Source organism: Paenibacillus sp. ALE2, from assembly GCF_054113385.1.
The window spans coordinates 3,546,225-3,564,073 of sequence record NZ_CM134213.1; the positions used below are offsets into that span (position 1 = coordinate 3,546,225).

19 protein-coding genes are annotated in these 17,849 nt (G+C 45.0%); 18 read left to right on the plus strand and 1 reads right to left on the minus strand.

Annotated features, from left to right (window positions below; all coding sequences use genetic code 11):
- Positions 1-149 precede the first annotated feature (149 nt).
- From rpsU to era, 13 genes are all read left to right on the plus strand, one after another.
- The gene (rpsU, locus tag ACXHJ1_RS15505) at positions 150-323 is read left to right on the plus strand and encodes a 30S ribosomal protein S21 (protein ID WP_005547957.1); all 174 of its coding nucleotides are present in this window, start codon (positions 150-152) and stop codon (positions 321-323) included.
- 16 nt (positions 324-339) lie between these two features.
- Positions 340-783: a GatB/YqeY domain-containing protein gene (locus ACXHJ1_RS15510; RefSeq protein ID WP_013372151.1), complete on the plus strand. Its 444-nt coding sequence runs from the start codon at positions 340-342 to the stop codon at positions 781-783.
- Positions 784-1,063: 280 nt separating this feature from the next.
- The gene (locus ACXHJ1_RS15515; RefSeq protein ID WP_457904893.1) at positions 1,064-2,431 is read left to right on the plus strand and encodes an NfeD family protein; all 1,368 of its coding nucleotides are present in this window, start codon (positions 1,064-1,066) and stop codon (positions 2,429-2,431) included.
- Positions 2,432-2,473: 42 nt separating this feature from the next.
- Positions 2,474-3,475 (plus strand): flotillin-like protein FloA, encoded by a 1,002-nt coding sequence (gene floA, locus ACXHJ1_RS15520; protein WP_279287923.1) that lies wholly within the window; start codon positions 2,474-2,476, stop codon positions 3,473-3,475.
- A gap of 43 nt (positions 3,476-3,518) precedes the next feature.
- Positions 3,519-4,097, plus strand: a complete 579-nt coding sequence (locus ACXHJ1_RS15525) for a hypothetical protein (protein ID WP_107733295.1) — start codon at positions 3,519-3,521, stop codon at positions 4,095-4,097.
- 422 nt (positions 4,098-4,519) lie between these two features.
- Entirely contained in the window at positions 4,520-5,929 is a 1,410-nt protein-coding gene (locus ACXHJ1_RS15530; RefSeq protein WP_017428159.1) for an amino acid permease, read from the plus strand.
- 403 nt (positions 5,930-6,332) lie between these two features.
- Positions 6,333-6,626: a sporulation protein YqfC gene (gene yqfC, locus ACXHJ1_RS15535; RefSeq protein WP_016821590.1), complete on the plus strand. Its 294-nt coding sequence runs from the start codon at positions 6,333-6,335 to the stop codon at positions 6,624-6,626.
- Positions 6,623-7,816, plus strand: coding sequence for a sporulation protein YqfD (gene yqfD / locus ACXHJ1_RS15540; RefSeq protein WP_107733296.1), 1,194 nt, complete (start codon positions 6,623-6,625; stop codon positions 7,814-7,816). Before yqfC ends, yqfD begins: the two co-directional genes overlap by 4 nt.
- A 6-nt stretch (positions 7,817-7,822) precedes the next feature.
- A complete protein-coding gene (locus ACXHJ1_RS15545) occupies positions 7,823-8,794 on the plus strand; it encodes a PhoH family protein (protein ID WP_016821588.1) in 972 nt (323 codons plus the stop codon).
- A 95-nt stretch (positions 8,795-8,889) separates the two neighbouring features.
- Positions 8,890-11,136: an HD family phosphohydrolase gene (locus ACXHJ1_RS15550; RefSeq protein ID WP_016821587.1), complete on the plus strand. Its 2,247-nt coding sequence runs from the start codon at positions 8,890-8,892 to the stop codon at positions 11,134-11,136.
- A 55-nt stretch (positions 11,137-11,191) separates the two neighbouring features.
- Positions 11,192-11,689 carry an rRNA maturation RNase YbeY gene (gene ybeY / locus ACXHJ1_RS15555; protein ID WP_457904894.1) on the plus strand — a complete coding sequence of 166 codons (498 nt, stop codon included), beginning with the start codon at positions 11,192-11,194 and terminating at the stop codon, positions 11,687-11,689.
- The gene (locus tag ACXHJ1_RS15560; protein ID WP_016821585.1) at positions 11,689-12,063 is read left to right on the plus strand and encodes a diacylglycerol kinase family protein; all 375 of its coding nucleotides are present in this window, start codon (positions 11,689-11,691) and stop codon (positions 12,061-12,063) included. The genes ybeY and ACXHJ1_RS15560 overlap by 1 nt, the downstream gene beginning before the upstream one ends.
- A gap of 57 nt (positions 12,064-12,120) precedes the next feature.
- Positions 12,121-13,023, plus strand: a complete 903-nt coding sequence (gene era, locus ACXHJ1_RS15565; protein ID WP_016821584.1) for a GTPase Era — start codon at positions 12,121-12,123, stop codon at positions 13,021-13,023.
- Positions 13,024-13,167: 144 nt separating this feature from the next.
- On the opposite strand, the gene ACXHJ1_RS15570 is transcribed toward era, so the two are convergent.
- On the minus strand, positions 13,168-13,461 hold the full coding sequence (locus ACXHJ1_RS15570) for a hypothetical protein (protein WP_457904895.1): 294 nt from the start codon (positions 13,459-13,461) through the stop codon (positions 13,168-13,170).
- A 75-nt stretch (positions 13,462-13,536) separates the two neighbouring features.
- Between ACXHJ1_RS15570 and ACXHJ1_RS15575 the strand changes: the two genes are divergently transcribed.
- The 5 genes from ACXHJ1_RS15575 (at position 13,537) to glyS (ending at position 17,828) form a co-directional block, all read left to right on the plus strand.
- Positions 13,537-13,674 carry a YqzL family protein gene (locus ACXHJ1_RS15575; RefSeq protein ID WP_013372137.1) on the plus strand — a complete coding sequence of 46 codons (138 nt, stop codon included), beginning with the start codon at positions 13,537-13,539 and terminating at the stop codon, positions 13,672-13,674.
- Positions 13,675-13,716: 42 nt separating this feature from the next.
- The gene (gene recO / locus ACXHJ1_RS15580; RefSeq protein WP_016821583.1) at positions 13,717-14,469 is read left to right on the plus strand and encodes a DNA repair protein RecO; all 753 of its coding nucleotides are present in this window, start codon (positions 13,717-13,719) and stop codon (positions 14,467-14,469) included.
- Positions 14,470-14,607: 138 nt separating this feature from the next.
- Entirely contained in the window at positions 14,608-14,754 is a 147-nt protein-coding gene (locus ACXHJ1_RS15585; protein ID WP_155399770.1) for a hypothetical protein, read from the plus strand.
- Positions 14,755-14,872: 118 nt separating this feature from the next.
- Entirely contained in the window at positions 14,873-15,760 is an 888-nt protein-coding gene (gene glyQ, locus ACXHJ1_RS15590; RefSeq protein WP_016821582.1) for a glycine--tRNA ligase subunit alpha, read from the plus strand.
- Positions 15,753-17,828 (plus strand): glycine--tRNA ligase subunit beta, encoded by a 2,076-nt coding sequence (glyS, locus tag ACXHJ1_RS15595; RefSeq protein WP_457904896.1) that lies wholly within the window; start codon positions 15,753-15,755, stop codon positions 17,826-17,828. The genes glyQ and glyS overlap by 8 nt, the downstream gene beginning before the upstream one ends.
- The last annotated feature ends 21 nt before the right edge of the window (positions 17,829-17,849 follow it).

The window sequence follows — 17,849 nt, forward strand, 5'->3', positions numbered from 1 at the left end:
CAGTAATGCGGAAGTGACGGGAAAAAAAGTTCCTTCTATGTACTCATTTTTTCTTATAGGTTGACACCTGGTTTCCGTTTCACCTATAATAAAATTTGATGAACCGTGTTATTGCTCTTGGACGGTCTGGTCGGAGGGAGGGAAAACTGGTGTCTGAAACTAAAGTTCGCAAAAACGAGACAATTGATGCTGCACTTCGTCGCTTTAAACGCTCCATTGCTAAGGATGGCGTATTGGCTGAGGTGAAGAAACGCAAGCATTATGAAAAGCCAAGCGTAAAGCGCAAGAAAAAGTCCGAGGCTGCTCGTAAGAGAAAGTTCTAGGAGGATCTAAGTAATCATGAATTTGAGCGAACGATTGAACGAAGATATGAAGCAAGCAATGAAGAGTAAGGACAAGTTCAAACTCTCCACCATTCGAATGGTTCGTTCTACGATTAAAAATCTTGAAATAGATTTGAAACGGAATTTGGACGACAACGAAGTGCTTGATATTCTGAGTCGTGAGATCAAACAGCGAAAAGATGCCCTCCATGAGTTTGAAAAAGCCGGTCGTGATGAACTTGCGACAAGCACTAAAGCAGAAATAGAGATCATCGCTCAGTACCTTCCTGAACAACTTTCTGAAGAAGAAATTAAAGTTATTGTACAGCAGACCATCCAGGAAACCGGTGCTTCTTCGAAAGCCGAGATGGGGAAAGTAATGACGGCCTTAATGCCTAAGGTAAAAGGTCGTGCTGACGGTAAGCTCGTGAACCAGGCGGTTCAGCAATTTCTGCAATAAACCCTGCGACAAACAGGAAAACACAACACCCTCTGTTTACAGAGGGTGTTATTTCTATATGTGTGATGCCTGCCATAAAAGAGAATGGTGGAAAACGCCTTCATGAAAGCGCTTCCTGTAATTGTGTGAAACGTGATGTCCATTAGGGGCGTAAAGTATTTGACAGGCGTCAGGATTAGCAATATACCCAATAATTTCACATTAAATCCTGAAAACTGTATAGTTTGTCTAACAAAGTTTGGTATGCTGTAACAAGGAAAGATCGAAAGGGGGGAAAGAAATGCATAGAGAACATCACCACTCCAGCCGCAAATTGGTCTTTTTAACGTTGTGGATTATGATATCCGTTCTGTTGTTACCCTTAGTTCATTCTGGATCAGCGGCGGCTCAAACAAAGGGTGGAGCTGTGTTTGTTATACCAGTTGATCAGGAAATTGAACAGGGTCTGGGCAAATTTATGGAGCGTGGATTTTCAGAAGCAGTTGATTCCAAAGCAGGTCTGATTTTACTGGATATTAACACTCCCGGCGGACGGGTAGATACAGCGGAGAAGCTGGGCAAACTGATTAAAGACAGTCCCATTCCGACCGTAGCCTATATAAAGGGCGAAGCGGCCTCAGCGGGTAGCTATATTGCGTTGAGTGCTAACAAGATTGCTATGAAACCGGGGAGTATTATCGGAGCAGCAGCGTTAGTAGACGGCAGGGGGAATACTATTACAGACCCAAAAACGATAGCTTGGTGGAAGAGCAGCATGGCATCTGCCGCAGAAGCTGGCGGGCGCAATCCCGATATTGCTAGAGGCATGGTCGACTCCAAATCGACTGTATCTATCCCGGAGATGAACTTTAATAAGGAAAATGGCCAGATCATTTCTTTAACCAGTGAGGAAGCGCTGAAATTGGGGTACGCGGATTACATCGCGTCTTCGGAACAAGAAGTTATCCAGTGGATGGGCTACAGTACAGATGATGTAATCCATGTGGAGCGCACATGGGCTGAAAAAGCAGCCGAGATATTGACCAACCCGATCGTGCAGACATTGCTTTTATTTGTTGGTATCGCGGGTGTAGTTATTGAACTGCTTGTACCTGGCTTTGGTGTACCGGGAATTTTAGGTGTACTTGGATTTGGTTTGTATTTCTTTGGTAATTATATCGCTGGCTTTGCAGGTTCGGAGACGTGGCTGTTGTTCATTATCGGTCTGGCACTGCTTATACTTGAAATGTTTATTCCAAGCTTTGGCATTCTGGGTATTTTGGGTTCCATCAGCCTTGTCGCGGGTGTAGTCCGTGCTGCATACAACATGCAGCATGCGTTTATATCGTTGGGGATTGCTTTTGCAGCGGCTGTTGCCGTAGTGGCGATCATCGCGGTTGTCTTTAAGGACCGAGGGATATGGAACCGTTTTATACTTCAGGAACGTTTAACGGCTGACCAAGGGTTTTCTTCGGTTGTGAATCGGGAAACGTTACTAGGTCAGAGGGGGGTCAGTCTGACCCCATTACGTCCAGCTGGAATGGTGCTAATCGCTGACGAGCGAGTGGATGTCGTAACGAATGGGGAGTTTATCGCCCCGAATATGCCGATTATCGTATCCAAAGTAGAAGGCGGGCGAATTGTAGTCAAGGCAGACGCGAGCGTCTAGCAAGCTAACAACGAAGAATTAGATTAATGGAGGATGATGCGAGTGTTCGAATCGGGTATTGTCAGTATTTTGCTGATTGCCGTAGTAGTGATTATTATATTGAGTGTGTTTTTTAGTTTCTTCCCGGTGATGCTGTGGATTTCGGCGCTGGCTTCGGGTGTGCGGATCGGTATCATTACGCTAGTAGCTATGCGGTTGCGGCGCGTCACGCCAAGCCGAATTGTCAATCCCCTCATTAAGGCTACCAAAGCTGGTCTGGGCTTGAATATCAATCAGCTGGAAAGTCATTTTCTCGCAGGGGGGAATGTAGACCGAGTGATCAATGCGTTGATTGCCGCGCAGCGCGCTAACATTCCGCTTGAATTTGAACGTGCGGCTGCGATTGATCTTGCGGGACGGGATGTTCTGCAAGCGGTCCAAATGAGCGTTAATCCGCGTGTTATTGAGACGCCTATTGTTGCTGCGGTCGCAAAGGATGGTATCGAAGTGAAGGTTAAAGCTCGTGTTACGGTGCGTGCCAACATTGATCGACTCGTCGGCGGTGCCGGAGAAGAAACGATTATTGCTCGGGTTGGTGAAGGTATCGTAACAACGGTTGGTTCCAGTAACTCGCATAAAGACGTGCTGGAAAATCCAGATTCCATTTCGAGAACCGTACTATCCAAAGGTTTGGATGCAGGGACAGCATTTGAGATTCTATCGATTGATATTGCAGACGTTGATGTAGGTAAAAATATCGGTGCCTTCCTGCAAACAGAGCAGGCGGAAGCAGACAAACGTATTGCGCAGGCAAAAGCCGAAGAACGGCGTGCGATGGCTGTAGCGCAAGAACAGGAAATGAAGGCACGTGTTGTAGAAATGAGAGCGCGCGTGGTGGAATCCGAATCCGAAGTGCCTCTGGCAATGGCTGAAGCGCTGCGTAGTGGTAAACTTGGCGTCATGGACTATATGAATTTAAAAAATATTGAGGCAGATACGCAAATGCGTAGTTCCTTAGGCAAACCGAATGAGAACTCGGGGAATGATAACAAGAACCGGGATTAACTAATGGACGGGCCGATGAACTATAGCAGTTAGGCGGTGAGTAATGAATTTTATCAGCTGGATCTTTGACCATTTGTATATCTTGATCGTGATTGGCTTTGCACTGGTGTCCTTTTTGGGGAAAAGCATTCAAGGTGGAGATCGGAAATCTTCCCCGCGGCAAGGTATGCCTACCTTTGGTGGTGATCATGGTTCGCGCGGGTCCTCGACGTCGTCCAGACCTTTCACAACGGAACCTGAGATAGAGCGACGTCAGCAAGATGTTACTGGAGAGCTGCAACGTCAATTTCCTAATGAGCGACGGGCGGTGATGGAAGCTCGTCGTATAGAAGAAGTGGGGGACGGGCTGAAAAAGGAAGAACAGATGGACCAAGATTCATTAGATAACGGTACGACTCTAGAGGATCGGATTCGTATTATGGAAGAAGAGCGAAGGAAGGTTTTAGCCCGACTCGATCGTATATCCAATGCGAGTGATTCGGAGGAAATTACAGATGGGCTAGAGCAAACTTCTCAAGAGCGGGGTACCGTGAATGCAGCTGACCTACGCAGAGGTGTAATTTGGGCAGAGATATTAGGCCCTCCGCGTTCCAAGCGTTACATGGGTGGAGGAAGACGTTAAAATGATAGTGATCCGTCACGGCTTTGGCTGTGGCGGATCTTTTTTTTGCGATGTTTTTAGCAATACATAAACTTGCTGGTATAAAAAAAGACCTAACGACAAATGCTCAAATTACCTAACAACGAATGTGATGATCTCATATATGCTACATTCTTCTCACATTAGCTGTCATCTAAAAAGACGGCATTTTGTCTAATTTAGAATCTCATTTGTGAAAATACTTATGTAAAAAATGATCAAATGTAACAATATGAACGAAGCCTTCCAAAAGTCGTTTTCATTTTTTCTTTTTTATATATAATGTTCTCAACGATAGAACTTATGAAAATTTACCCCATATTTAGCTAAAATTTGATTTATATCGAAGTGATGTCACAGGGTTATACAAAAAGTAAAAATTTATGTTTAGGAGGATGGGATGGATGGGGAATAGCTTGTTCAGAAAGAAGAACATTGATCAACTGATCGCTGCTACACGTGGGGAAAAAGCACTTAAAAGGGAATTGGGTGCGTTTGATTTAACAATGCTTGGGATTGGAGCCATTATCGGAACGGGAATTTTTGTTTTGACAGGTACGGGAGCAGTTACGGCTGGTCCGGGTTTGGTAATGTCTTTTGTGATTGCGGGGCTCGCTTGTTTGTTCGCAGCATTGGCTTATGCTGAGTTTGCTTCCACCGTTCCAGTATCCGGTTCTGTTTACACTTTTACATATGCTACGATGGGAGAGCTATTGGCTTTTATTATCGGATGGGATTTAATTTTGGAATATATGTTGGCTGCCAGCGCTGTTTCAGCAGGTTGGTCGGGTTATTTTGTATCCTTTTTGAAAGGAATTGGTCTTCATATCCCGGTTGAATTCACTGCTGCGCCAGGAGCTTTAAAAGACCAAACTACTTATTTTAACCTTCCAGCTTTTTTAATTTTGATGGCTATCACATTCTTGCTTTATTTTGGAATAAAAGAATCCAAACGAATTAACAACATCATGGTTATTGTAAAAATTGTTGTCGTTTTATTGTTTATTATTGTTGCTGTTAAATATGTGAAGCCAGACAACTGGACACCATTTATGCCGTTTGGGTTCAGTGGGGTGTTTGGAGCCGCAGCCCTTGTGTTTTTTGCTTTCATCGGCTTTGATGCCGTTTCATCAGCTGCTGAAGAAACCAAAAATCCAGCTCGTGATTTACCACGTGGCATTATTTTCTCGCTTGCTATTTGTACGCTTTTGTATGTGATCGTTAGCGCGATTATGACAGGTATTGTGCCGTTTATGCAATTTGAAGGTATCTCCCATCCGGTGTCATTAGTTTTGCAGGTTGCCGGTCAGAATTGGGTGGCGGGTATTGTGGATATCGGAGCCATCTTGGGGATGACAACGGTCATGCTGGTAATGTTATATGGTCAAACCCGTATTATGTTTGCGATGTCACGTGATGGCTTAGTGCCTAAAGTATTGTCAAAGGTTCATTCCAAATATAAAACACCCTATATTAACACGTTGTTTTTTGGTACTTTATCTGCATTAATGGGTGGGTTGATCCCGCTGGATGAGTTAGCAAGCTTGGTGAACATTGGAACCTTATCAGCATTTATTCTGATTTCAGTCGCTGTCATAGTGATGAGAAAAACACAACCTGATTTGCCAAGAGCCTTTCGATGTCCTGGTGTTCCATTTATCCCCATTCTAGCTATCATTTCATGTGGGGTGCTTATTCTTAATCTGAATGGTCAAACGTTTATTCGTTTTATCATTTGGCTTGTTATTGGTATGGTTATTTACTTTTTATACTCCCGAAAAAACTCTCTTTTGAATCAGGATTCCGAAAACTAACCATTTCATACTGTGAAACTAAAAAGACAGCCTTGTTTTGATATGAAAACGAGGTTGTCTTTTTTTATGTGAATTTTTATAAAGCATGGTCTTTTTCCTCTTTAATATTGCAGTTGCTACGAATTGTAAGTTTAGCCTCATAAATGCGATGACTGGATCATAAAATGTACAGTACAGATATCTGTGACGCTGGTGTAACAGTGTCCAGTGATGATCGAGACATAGGATAAACCGAATAGTCATAACAAGCGATTAAAAAAGCAGCATAGCTGCTGTTGTAACAACGATGGAGTGCTAATGGTAATAACAGAAGATTATAAAAAAAGCAGCATAGCTGCCATCAAAACAACTATTAGCAGTTGGATAACAGTTGTTCTGATGACAGGAAAGGAGATTTCGCCGTATGAGCCGGATGAGCCGCAAACTGCGAAAGTGGGCCAGCGAGACGTTGGAGCTTCCGCAGGATATTCTATTTGATCTGCCGCGGTTAACCCTCATCGGCAGCCGCCAGCTTTATGTAGAAAATCACCGGGGTGTGGTGGATTTTACACCAGACCAGCTCGTACTTGCACTTGCGCAAGGCAGGCTAAGAGTGTCAGGCCATGATCTAATCATTACGTCTATCCTGCCAGACCAGGTAAGTGTAGAGGGACATATTACGGATATTCAATTGGAAGGAACGGAGGAAGGCTCGTGAAACATCCCGCTTTAGCAAAGCTGCGTGGCACGGTTACCCTAGCTGTCGAGGGCGAAAGTGTGGAAGCTTTCATTAATTTACTCACTGATCACCATATACCTGTTTGGAACGTGCGGCCGATGGGTACTAGACTTGCAGAAATGAACCTTCTGCTGCCGCACGTCTTCCTGTTGCGTCCGCTTTTGAGAAGGACAGGCTGCAAAATGCATGTTCTCAAACGTCAAGGACTTCCCTTTACTGTTGTACGACTCGCCAAACGTAAATTTTTTCTCGCAGGACTGGCCTTGTTCTGGATAGGACTCCTGCTGATGTCATCGCTCATCTGGGACATTGAAGTGAAGGGGAATGACAAGCTCCCAACGGAAGCTGTTCTCAAAGCAGCCCGACAGGAGGGGCTTTATCCGTTTCAATGGAGTTTTCGCCTTTCCAGCCAGGACAAGCTTTCGCGCGCACTCATGCAGAAGCTTCCAGAGGCATCCTGGATCGGTGTGGAAAGGCAGGGAACCTTGGTGACAATTCAGGTCGTTGAAGCTTCACAGCCTACTCCCCCGCCGCTCTACAGTCCACGTCATCTCATCAGTAAGGCGGACGCGGTAGTCACTGAAATTTTTGCCGAGCAGGGACGTCCTGTTGTGCATAAAAATACACGGGTCAAAAAAGGAGCTATTCTCATTTCAGGAACGCTTGGAGATGAGGAGAATCAGCAACAGGTCGTAGCCAAAGGAGAGATTAAGGGGCTTGTGTGGCATGAATATGAAATTAGTAGTCCCATGGTACGACGCAGCAGCACATATACGGGGAATAGCCACGATCGCTTGTATCTGGTGCTAGGCAACCGTGCGATACAATTGTGGGGATATGGGAAAATATCTTATTCTACACATAAAACGACCGTTGAACATGATCCGCTAACATGGCGTTCTTACAAACTTCCGATGGGTTGGATGAATGAAAGTGTGAGGGAGACCAAGATACAAGAGCAGAAGTTAACGGAAACAGAAGCCAAAATGTCAGGAATAGAAGGCGCACGCGCGGATATTTTAGCTAAATACGGCAAAGGAACGAAAATAATGAGCCAAAAAATTTTGCATGAGAAGAGAGAGAATGGTAAAGTTTATATGAAAGTACTTTTTGAAGTGGAACAGGATATTGCGGAAGAACTTCCGTTAGTTCATAACCAAGGAGAATGAGGCTATTTGGCAGAACAACAACGCAGCATACAAATTGCATTGAACAGTGCGGGAGAAGGTCAGGCGTTATTCGGCCCGCAGGATTCCTTTTTAAAATTGATCGAAGCAGCTATTCCTGCAAAAATAGCATCTCGTGAGGCGGAAATTAATGTTTTTGGAGATGCTCACGAAGTGGAAGTGCTCGAACAATTGTTCGATGTTTTGCTCCAGTTAATTCGTAATGGGTATATACTGACCGAAAGGGATGTCCATTATGCGATTGAGCTGGCAAAAGATCTGCGCGCCGATCAGTTGCTTGATTTGTTCAAGGGAGAAATTACGACAACGTTTCGGGGCAAACCGATTCGTGTCAAAACGATTGGACAGAAGCACTATGTAACCACGATTAAAAAACGCGATATTGTATTTGGGATTGGCCCAGCGGGTACTGGTAAAACCTATCTGGCTGTAGTGCTGGCCGTAGCTGCTCTAAAGGAAGGTTCAGTCAAGCGTATTGTACTGACTCGTCCTGCGGTAGAAGCTGGTGAGAACTTGGGCTTTTTGCCCGGGGATTTACAGGAAAAGGTTGATCCGTATTTACGCCCGTTGTATGATGCCCTATACGATGTGATGGGTCCTGAGCAGACGGCAAAAGCGTTGGAGCGCGGGTTGATAGAAATTGCGCCACTGGCTTATATGCGGGGTCGTACGCTGGATGACTCATTTATTATTTTGGATGAAGCCCAAAATACCACACCAGAACAAATGAAAATGTTTTTGACTCGACTTGGCTTCGGTTCCAAAATGGTTATTACCGGCGATGTTACACAAATTGATTTACCTCGTGGCAAAAAATCCGGTCTAATTGAAGCAAATGCGATTTTAAAAGGGATTGAGGAAATAGGCTTTGTCCAGTTTGCGGAAGAGGATGTTGTCCGTCATTCCCTGGTTCAAAAAATCATCGTCGCTTATGACCGTGTTGCTGAAAATCAAGCATAAGCCCTTGAGCACGAGTATAGTGGGTATGATCAGAAAACGAACACAATGAGCAGCATAGCTGCCTTGAAAAAGATGATGGAGAGGGATTGTTTTAGATGACCTCGAAGGAATTATCTAAAGGAAAAACGTTCCAGCATAGAATGAATGGATGGAAGTATAGCGTGGCGACACGCTATCTTCTGTTTTTATTTTTGGTGGTTCTTTTTTATGTGGGTTTTGCGTCCAAGCTGCTTCCCGAACGCTATGACATCCGGGTGAATCAACCGAGTGAAAAGGAAATTGTCGCTCCAATGCAGCTTCCTAACAGTAAGGCGACTTTGAAGGCCCAAGAGGAATCTGCTGAGCGCGTGCAGCCCATGTATACCATTGTACCGATCCGCAACGATAACCTGATTACCGGTATTTTGGATCGAATTGAACGGCTCAATCAGGATGATCAGGTCTCCAGAGCAGATAAGATTTCGATTTATAAGGATGAGATTCCTCAACGTGCACGGGAATTCGTGCAAAATTTTGTGAACAACAGCCGTAATGCGGATGCCTACCCAGATAAATTGCTGGATGAGGTGCTGGAAAAAACGAAAGAGCAAACGTACCGAATCCCAGAGGAGACATACATCAAAATTCCGCGACTTACATCTGAGGATATTGCCGAAATGCGGCCCGTAGCCCGTGAGATTGTAACAGGATTGATGAATGATCAAATTACGGATGCCCAGACGGCTCGAGCCAAGGTAGCTGAACGGGTGAGTACAAGCTCTCTTACTAAACGTACCTCTCGGGAGGTTGTTCAGGAACTTGCAAGGCTTGTGATTACAGCCAACAAGTTTTATGATGATACAGCTACGAAGGACGCTAAAGTACAGGCTCGTGAAGATACACCGACAGTTTACATTAAACAGGGTGAAGTACTTGTTAAAAAGGGTGAGATTATTACCCAGGAAATCTATACACTGCTTGATGAGAATGAACTGCTCAAGGATAAAATCAACTATTGGCCACAATTTGGCCTGCTGTTACTGTCTATGATGCTGGCATTGGGTCTGTTTATGTATATTCGTCAATTTCAATCACGAACACGAAACTTCAAGTATAATAATGCACAGTTGCTCATGCTGGTGTTAATCTTTGTGATTACAGTGGGAGCTATGCTGTTAATTTCTATACTGCAGACTAGTGAACGATCCTACCTCGGCTATCTGGCACCTATCGCACTTGGAGCTATGCTTGTAACGTTGTTGCTTGATATGTCGCTGGCATTCGTATGTGCCGTTATATTCAGTATATTGGCAAGTGTTATTTTGAATGTTCGTCAGGGACAAATTTTTGATTTTAATTTTGGGTTTTTTGCCCTTGTGGTCTGTCTGGCGTCGATTTTTTCTACCCACCGGGCCAGCCAGCGTTCAACGCTGTTCAAGGGATCTATTATGGTATGCCTGTTCGGGGCTCTGGCTGTTTTTTCTCTGGCGCTGATTGACCAAGGAAACTGGACTCAAACAACGACACTCTATGGGGTAGCCTTTGCTTTTGCAGGCGGTCTGGTTACAGCGATCCTTGTTATAGGGCTAATGCCATTTTTTGAATCTACCTTTGGCATCTTGTCGGCACTGAAGCTTGTCGAATTGTCAAATCCCAATCATCCATTGCTCCGCAAGCTACTTACCGAGACTCCCGGAACATATCATCATAGTGTAATGGTAGGTAATCTGTCGGAGGCCGCAGCGGAGGCTATAGGAGCAAATGGATTGTTGTGCCGGGTTGGTTCGTATTATCATGACATTGGTAAAACCAAAAGGCCTTCGTACTTCATTGAAAATCAAAATGGGATGGAAAATCCGCATGATACAATAGAGCCCAAGCTAAGTAAATCCATCATTATAGCCCATGCCCGTGATGGTGTGGAAATGCAATTGGATTACAAGCTACCCAAGCCGATTCGTGATATAGCCGAACAACACCACGGAACGACATTCCTGCACTATTTTTACCACAAGGCATTGCGTGAGGCGGAAGAACGGGGGGTGGAGCCTGACTTCACAGAGGATGATTTCCGTTATCCGGGACCGAAGGCTCAGTCGAAAGAGGCTGCTGTAGTAGGAATTGCTGATAGTGTGGAAGCAGCAGTTCGATCCTTGCGAAAACCTACGGTGGAGCAGGTAGAATCCATGATTGAAAAAATAATTAAGAGCCGTCTTGATGATCACCAGTTTAACGACTGTGAACTGACCATGAGGGAGCTTGATATCGTGGCCCAAACGCTCAAGGAAACAGTAATGGGAATTTTTCATTCCCGTATTGAATATCCAGAGGAAAGACCTAAGCCCGAAAGTGGAAAAGCTTAATATTACTTGTGCATGAAGCACAGCTAAAGCATTAGAATTAAAAGGAGCGGTTGGCATGGGCCTTCAATTAGCTTGGAATAATGAACAAAACGATATGGTAATTAACGAATCGTTGATTACGATGCTGAACACCTTATTAGAGGAGGCTGGCAAAGCGGAAGGGGTTATAGACGGTGAGGTTGCCCTTACTTTCGTGAATGATGATCAAATACATGAGTTGAACAGGGATTATCGCGGAATTGATCGTCCTACTGATGTGTTGTCTTTTGCTATGAAGGAAGCACTAGATGAAGAGCTTGAAATTATTTACGAACCGACGGAAGAAAATCCTTTAAACGATGTACCGGATGTTCTAGGAGATATTATTATTTCTGTACAGACAGCCCAAGCTCAAAGCGAAGAATATGGACATTCAATTGAGCGTGAAATCGGTTTTTTGTTTGTTCACGGTTTTCTGCATCTGTTAGGCTATGATCATCAGGACGATGCAAGTGAAGCGGAAATGATGGGTAAGCAGGAAGCTGTGCTGGCTCAAGTGGGGTTGACACGGTAATGAGACGTCAGCCTTGGAGAATGACCTTTCGCTATGCCGCAGAAGGCGTGGTATACGCTCTGCGTACGCAAGTAAATATGCGGATACATGCGGTCGTGGCGCTCCTTGTCATTGTGGCAGGGTTAACTCTGCGCATCTCCCGGCTCGACTGGTTATTCGTGTGCATGGCCATTGCCATAGTCATGGTAGCCGAACTGATCAACACCGCTGTTGAAGCAGCGGTGGATCTAATCTCACCTGATATTCATCCGCTGGCCAAAGCGGCTAAAGACACCGCCGCCGGAGCCGTGCTCCTGGCAGCGGTTTTTGCTGTAATTATTGGCATATTTGTATTTTATAGACCTTTGTTGACGTTAATGAGTCAGCTGCTTTAATGAAAAAAAGCAAAAATAAAAATTAGGTGCTTAATCGCGCTGGAGGAAATAAAAAAAATGGCTAAGAAACAGTTTAAATCCGGCTTTGTCGCAATTGTTGGCAGACCCAATGTCGGAAAATCAACATTGATGAACCATGTCATTGGGCAGAAGATTGCCATCATGTCAGACAAACCCCAAACGACACGGAATAAAATTCACGGTGTATACACAACAGAGGACACACAAATTGTATTTTTGGATACACCGGGGATTCACAAGCGGCAGTCAAAACTAGGCGATTATATGAATCAGACCGCTTTTAATACGCTGGGTGAAGTAGAAGCGGTACTTTTTCTGATTGACGCTGCTGAAGGTTTAGGCGGAGGCGACCGTTTTATTGCGGAACAGCTTAAACAAGTAAAAACACCCGTTATATTGGTATTGAATAAAATTGACCGCATTGAGCCGGAAGCATTGTTGCCTCTGATTGAGCAGTATCGCAAGTTATATGACTTTGCGGAAATTGTGCCGATCTCGGCCAAAATGGGCAATAATGTAAACACCCTATTGGACCAGATTCAAAAATATTTGCCAGAAGGTCCGCAATATTACCCTGATGACCAAATTACCGACCATCCAGAGCAGTTTGTCATTGCCGAGCTGGTTCGGGAAAAGATTTTGCACATGACACGTGAGGAAGTACCCCATTCTATTGCGGTTATGATTGAAGACATGAAAGTACAGGATAATGGTGTAGTGCATATTATGGCGGTTATTTTTGTAGAGCGTGATTCCCAGAAGGGGATCATTATCGGCAAACAGGGAGCCATGCTCAAAGAGGTGGGCAAACAAGCTCGTCAGGATATCCAAAATTTGCTAGGCTCCAAAATTTTCCTGGAACTTTGGGTTAAAGTCAAAAAAGACTGGCGCAACCAGGAACGTGTCCTTCGTGACCTGGGCTTCCATCGCGACGCTTAAAAGCAGATATCGATTCTACCATCACTTTGGTCGTCAAAGGTTTATTGAGGCTAAAATTGATGTTAAATAATATGTATAGTTGTTGTAAGTATCATAAAAAAGCCGTACCGATCTCTACGACGGAGATAAGTATCAGTCTTCTAATCATCCCAAGCGCCGCGCATAAGCGGCGCTTAACTTCTTGCTCTTACCCTTTCTTCCAGCGATGAAATAAGGAGTGCTTTTTAAAAGAGCTATTGTAACTGTATGCATGTTGTAGCGGAGCGAAGAATTTGAATCTGAAGAAGCGTCAGCGTTCGCCTTTACTCCTGAATTTACTCCTTTTCTCATTGGATAAAATAAACTCAGGGGTAACAGCGATCGTAAGATCAAATCATTCGCGAAGCGGTGACCAGACCGTACACAGTAGCCTTTTTCAACGTAATCCATTAATTTCATCGCATACTTCTTCCCTCTTCGCATCATCCTATTTTTGAGATGCAGACGTCATTTCCGAAGAAAGGATGAATACGAATGCGAGATTTTTCGTGGAAGTATTTTGCGATGACTGGAGATGTCGGTGCGTATCTGTTATACAGGGAGAGCGCCGTGACAAGGGAGCAAGACACGGATGAAGGAGAGTCGGACGAGCATGAAGAAGCCCGTGAATAGAGCGAACCACTGGCTTCTTCGCGAATGTTTGGGGGAAGAAGCATGCTTTACAGGATGGAAGGAATCGTCATCCGCAGCATGGATTACGGTGAGGGGAACAAAATTATTACGCTTTGCACCGAAAGCGGAGGCAAAGTAGGTGTGCTGGTCAGAGGCGCGAAAAAATCTAAAAGCCGTCATGCTGCTTTAACGCAGCCGTTTACGTACGGTGAATTTGTTTTTTTTCGTAACACAGGCTTAGGCACACTGAATGCCGGTGAAATTATCCAATCCCACCATACACTGCGCGAGGATATTACAAAGGCTGCTTACGCTTCCTATGCTTGTGAACTGCTTGATCGGGTATTACAGGATGAGGAAACAGGTGCATTTTGGTTTAAGCAGCTCAAAGCCTGTTTGGAGGCATTGGAGAGTGGCAAGGATCCGCTGATCGTCATGAGTATTTATGAATTTAAAATATTGCAGGCGGCCGGATATGCACCTCAGCTTGATGCTTGTATTTCAAGCGGTCAACAATGTGCTGATGAGGATATGTTTATCAGTCCGAGGTTAGGTGGGGTTTTGTGTCGGGGCTACAAGCATTTTGATCCAGCTGCGTTGAGTGTTGCTCCACGTACGTTGAAGTTGCTGCGCTTGTTCGCCCAAATGGATCTAAATCGACTCGGCAATATCGACGTGAAGGACTCCACCAAGCTGGAGATCAAACATGTCATGCGTCAGTTCATGGATATGCAGTTGGAGGTTAAGCTGAAATCCCGTAATTTCCTGGATCAGCTTGATAAGTACGATATGTGAAATACGGCGTTCTCTTGACTGTATCCCTGAAAAAGTGTAATATCCTACTATATATCTCCTTTGGGAGCAGATGCATTGAACGAGAAAGTAACGATACGTATTCTCTGTAGTTAGCGAGTTGGGGACGGTGTAAGCCCAGTGGGAATTGTTCGTGAACATGGCACTCTGGAGCGTCTGAATGGACACGGAAAAGAGGATTACGATCTGACTGGTGATGTAGGATCGCAATCAAGTAGGGTGGAACCGCGGGAGTCAGCTCTCGTCCCTACGTCTGTACAGGCGTAGAGGCGGGGGCTTTTTGCTGTCTCTAGCAAGGCTTATGGGATAAATTAGCCCTGTACATATGAGCTTAATGTTTAGAAATCACCAACATTTTAGGGAATTGGAAAGGAAGCGTGTGCCCATGAATTTTCAGCAGATGATTTTAACGCTGCAACAATTTTGGTCTGAACACAACTGTATTATTGTACAGCCTTATGATACGGAAAAAGGGGCAGGTACGATGAACCCGATGACGTATTTACGTTCAATTGGACCTGAGCCGTGGAACGTAGCTTACGTTGAGCCTTCTCGCCGTCCGTCTGACGGACGTTATGGTGAGAATCCGAACCGCCTGTATCAGCATCATCAGTTTCAAGTGGTTTTGAAGCCTTCACCTGATAATATTCAGGAATTGTATTTGGAGAGTTTGAACCGTTTGGGGATTAACCCACTGGAGCATGATATTCGTTTCGTGGAAGACAACTGGGAAGCACCGACGCTGGGAGCCTGGGGGTTAGGTTGGGAAGTATGGCTGGACGGTATGGAAATTACCCAATTCACGTACTTCCAGCAAGTGGGTGGTATTGATGCCAGTCCGGTTGCGGTTGAAATTACCTACGGTATGGAGCGTCTTGCTTCCTATATCCAGGACAAGGAAAATGTGTTCGATTTGGAATGGGTCAATGGAATCTCGTACGGTGATGTTTTCCATCAACCAGAATTCGAACATTCCAAGTATACGTTTGAAGTATCTGATGTCAAAATGCTATTTACTCTTTTTAATATGTATGAAGAAGAGGCGAATAAAGCAATGGCGCAGCATCTTGTATTCCCAGCCTATGATTATGTGCTGAAATGTTCTCACACGTTCAACTTGCTGGACGCTCGCGGAGCAATCAGTGTAACGGAACGGACTGGCTTTATTATACGAGTACGCAATTTGGCGCGCCAGGTCGCTGCGACCTATCTAGAGGAGCGCGAGAAGCTAGGCTTCCCGCTGTTGAAGAAAGGAGGTGCGGCAAATGTCTAAGGATTTATTATTTGAAATCGGATTGGAAGAAGTTCCTGCACGGTTTATCCCGAATGCGATTCAGCAGTTGAAGGAACGTATGACAGCGTGGCTCGACAGCTCGCGTATTGCTTACAGTGCTGTAGAGGCTTATGCTACACCTCGTCGTTTGGCAGTACTTGTTAAGGAAGTAGCGGAGAAGCAGGAAGATATTAACGAAGAAGTTAAAGGACCTTCCCGCAAAATCGCACTTGATGAAGTCGGTAACTGGAGTAAGGCTGCTCTAGGCTTTGCCCGTAGCCAAGGTGTTGATCCTGAACAGTTCACGTTCAAAGAACTTGGAGGCGTGGAATATATTTACGCGACCAAGAGCAGCATAGGTGTACCGACAGCAGATGTGCTGTCTGAAGGTTTACTACACATTTTACATGCCATGACATTCCCTAAATTTATGCGCTGGGCGAGTTATGAATTTAAATTTGTTCGTCCAATCCGCTGGTTGGTAGCCTTGTTTGGCAACGATATTGTTAATTTGGAGATTGCTGGCGTACAGTCAGGGAATGTGACAAGAGGACATCGTTTCCTTGGACAGGAGGCCGTTGTAGAAAGCCCGGCGGACTATGTCGAAGTACTTCGCAAGCAGCATGTCATTGTGGACATTGAGGAACGTCAATCGCTTATTGTGAAGCAGATTGAAGCACTTGCAGCCGAAAAAGACTGGACGATTGCGGTCAAGGACGATTTGCTGGAAGAAGTGCTGTATCTGGTGGAAACTCCAACAGTGCTGTTTGGAGGCTTTGACCCTGCGTTCCTGAACATTCCGAAGGATGTATTGATTACTTCCATGCGTGAACATCAACGCTATTTCCCAGTGCTGGATCGCACAGGAAAGCTGCTGCCATACTTTGTTACGGTACGTAATGGTGGCAGTCAATCGCTGGAAGTCATTGCAAAAGGAAACGAAAAAGTATTGCGTGCGCGGCTGTCTGATGCCAAATTCTTCTATGAAGAAGATCAGAAGCTGGAAATTAAGGATGCACTCTCCAAGCTGGAAAGCATCGTTTTCCACGAAGAGCTGGGAACGGTTGGAGACAAAGTGCGCCGGATTCGCCGCATTGCCGATGCTCTGGCAGAGAAGCTACGTGTTTCCCAAGACACACAGGAATCGGTTAGCCGAGCAGCAGATATTTGTAAATTTGACCTTGTAACACAAATGGTCTATGAATTTCCGGAACTGCAAGGGGTTATGGGCGAAGATTATGCTCGTAAGGCTGGAGAGAAGGAAGAAGTGGCAAGAGCGGTGTTTGAGCATTACCAGCCGCGATTCGCAGGTGAAACGGTTCCTTCAACGAACGCTGGAGCGATTGTAAGTATCGCAGACAAGATAGATACCATTACAGGTTGCTTCTCCATCGGCATTATTCCGACAGGTTCACAGGACCCTTACGCGCTTCGTCGCCAGGCAGCGGGTATCGTGCAGATCCTGTTAGATCGTAAGCTTTCGGCTACGTTGTCTGATGTGTTCAATATCGCGCTTGATGTGCACAGCAACTTTGGAAATATGAAACGTTCCGCAGATGAAATACGTAAAGAATTACATGAGTTTTTCGGATTACGCGTGAAGAAACTATTGTCCGAGACACTTCGTTATGACGTTGTGGATGCTGTGCTTTCAGCTGGATATGACGATGTTGCTTCCGTTGTTAACCGCGGAGCTGCGTTAATGACTGCTGTACAAACAGGGGATGCCTTCAAGGCAACAGTCGAGTCTTTTAATCGCGTAGGTAATTTGGCTGCTAAAGCAGTTCATAAGTCAGTGAATACGGGTGAATTTACGGAACAGGGCGAGAAAAACCTATATGAAGCATGGTATGGCGCCTATGAGTCTTATTGTACAGCTTTACAGGAAGGTGATGCGACACAAGCATTGACGCTTGCTTCATCCATTACTCCTGCGGTGACGGCGTTCTTTGATTCCGTTATGGTTATGGCTGAGGATGATGCTGTACGTAATAATCGTTTGGCATTGCTGGCTGCTATTGACTCAGAATTGAAGCGTTTTGCTGATTTTTCCAAGCTTGTAGTTTAAACGTCGGTTGTGGTAGTATGA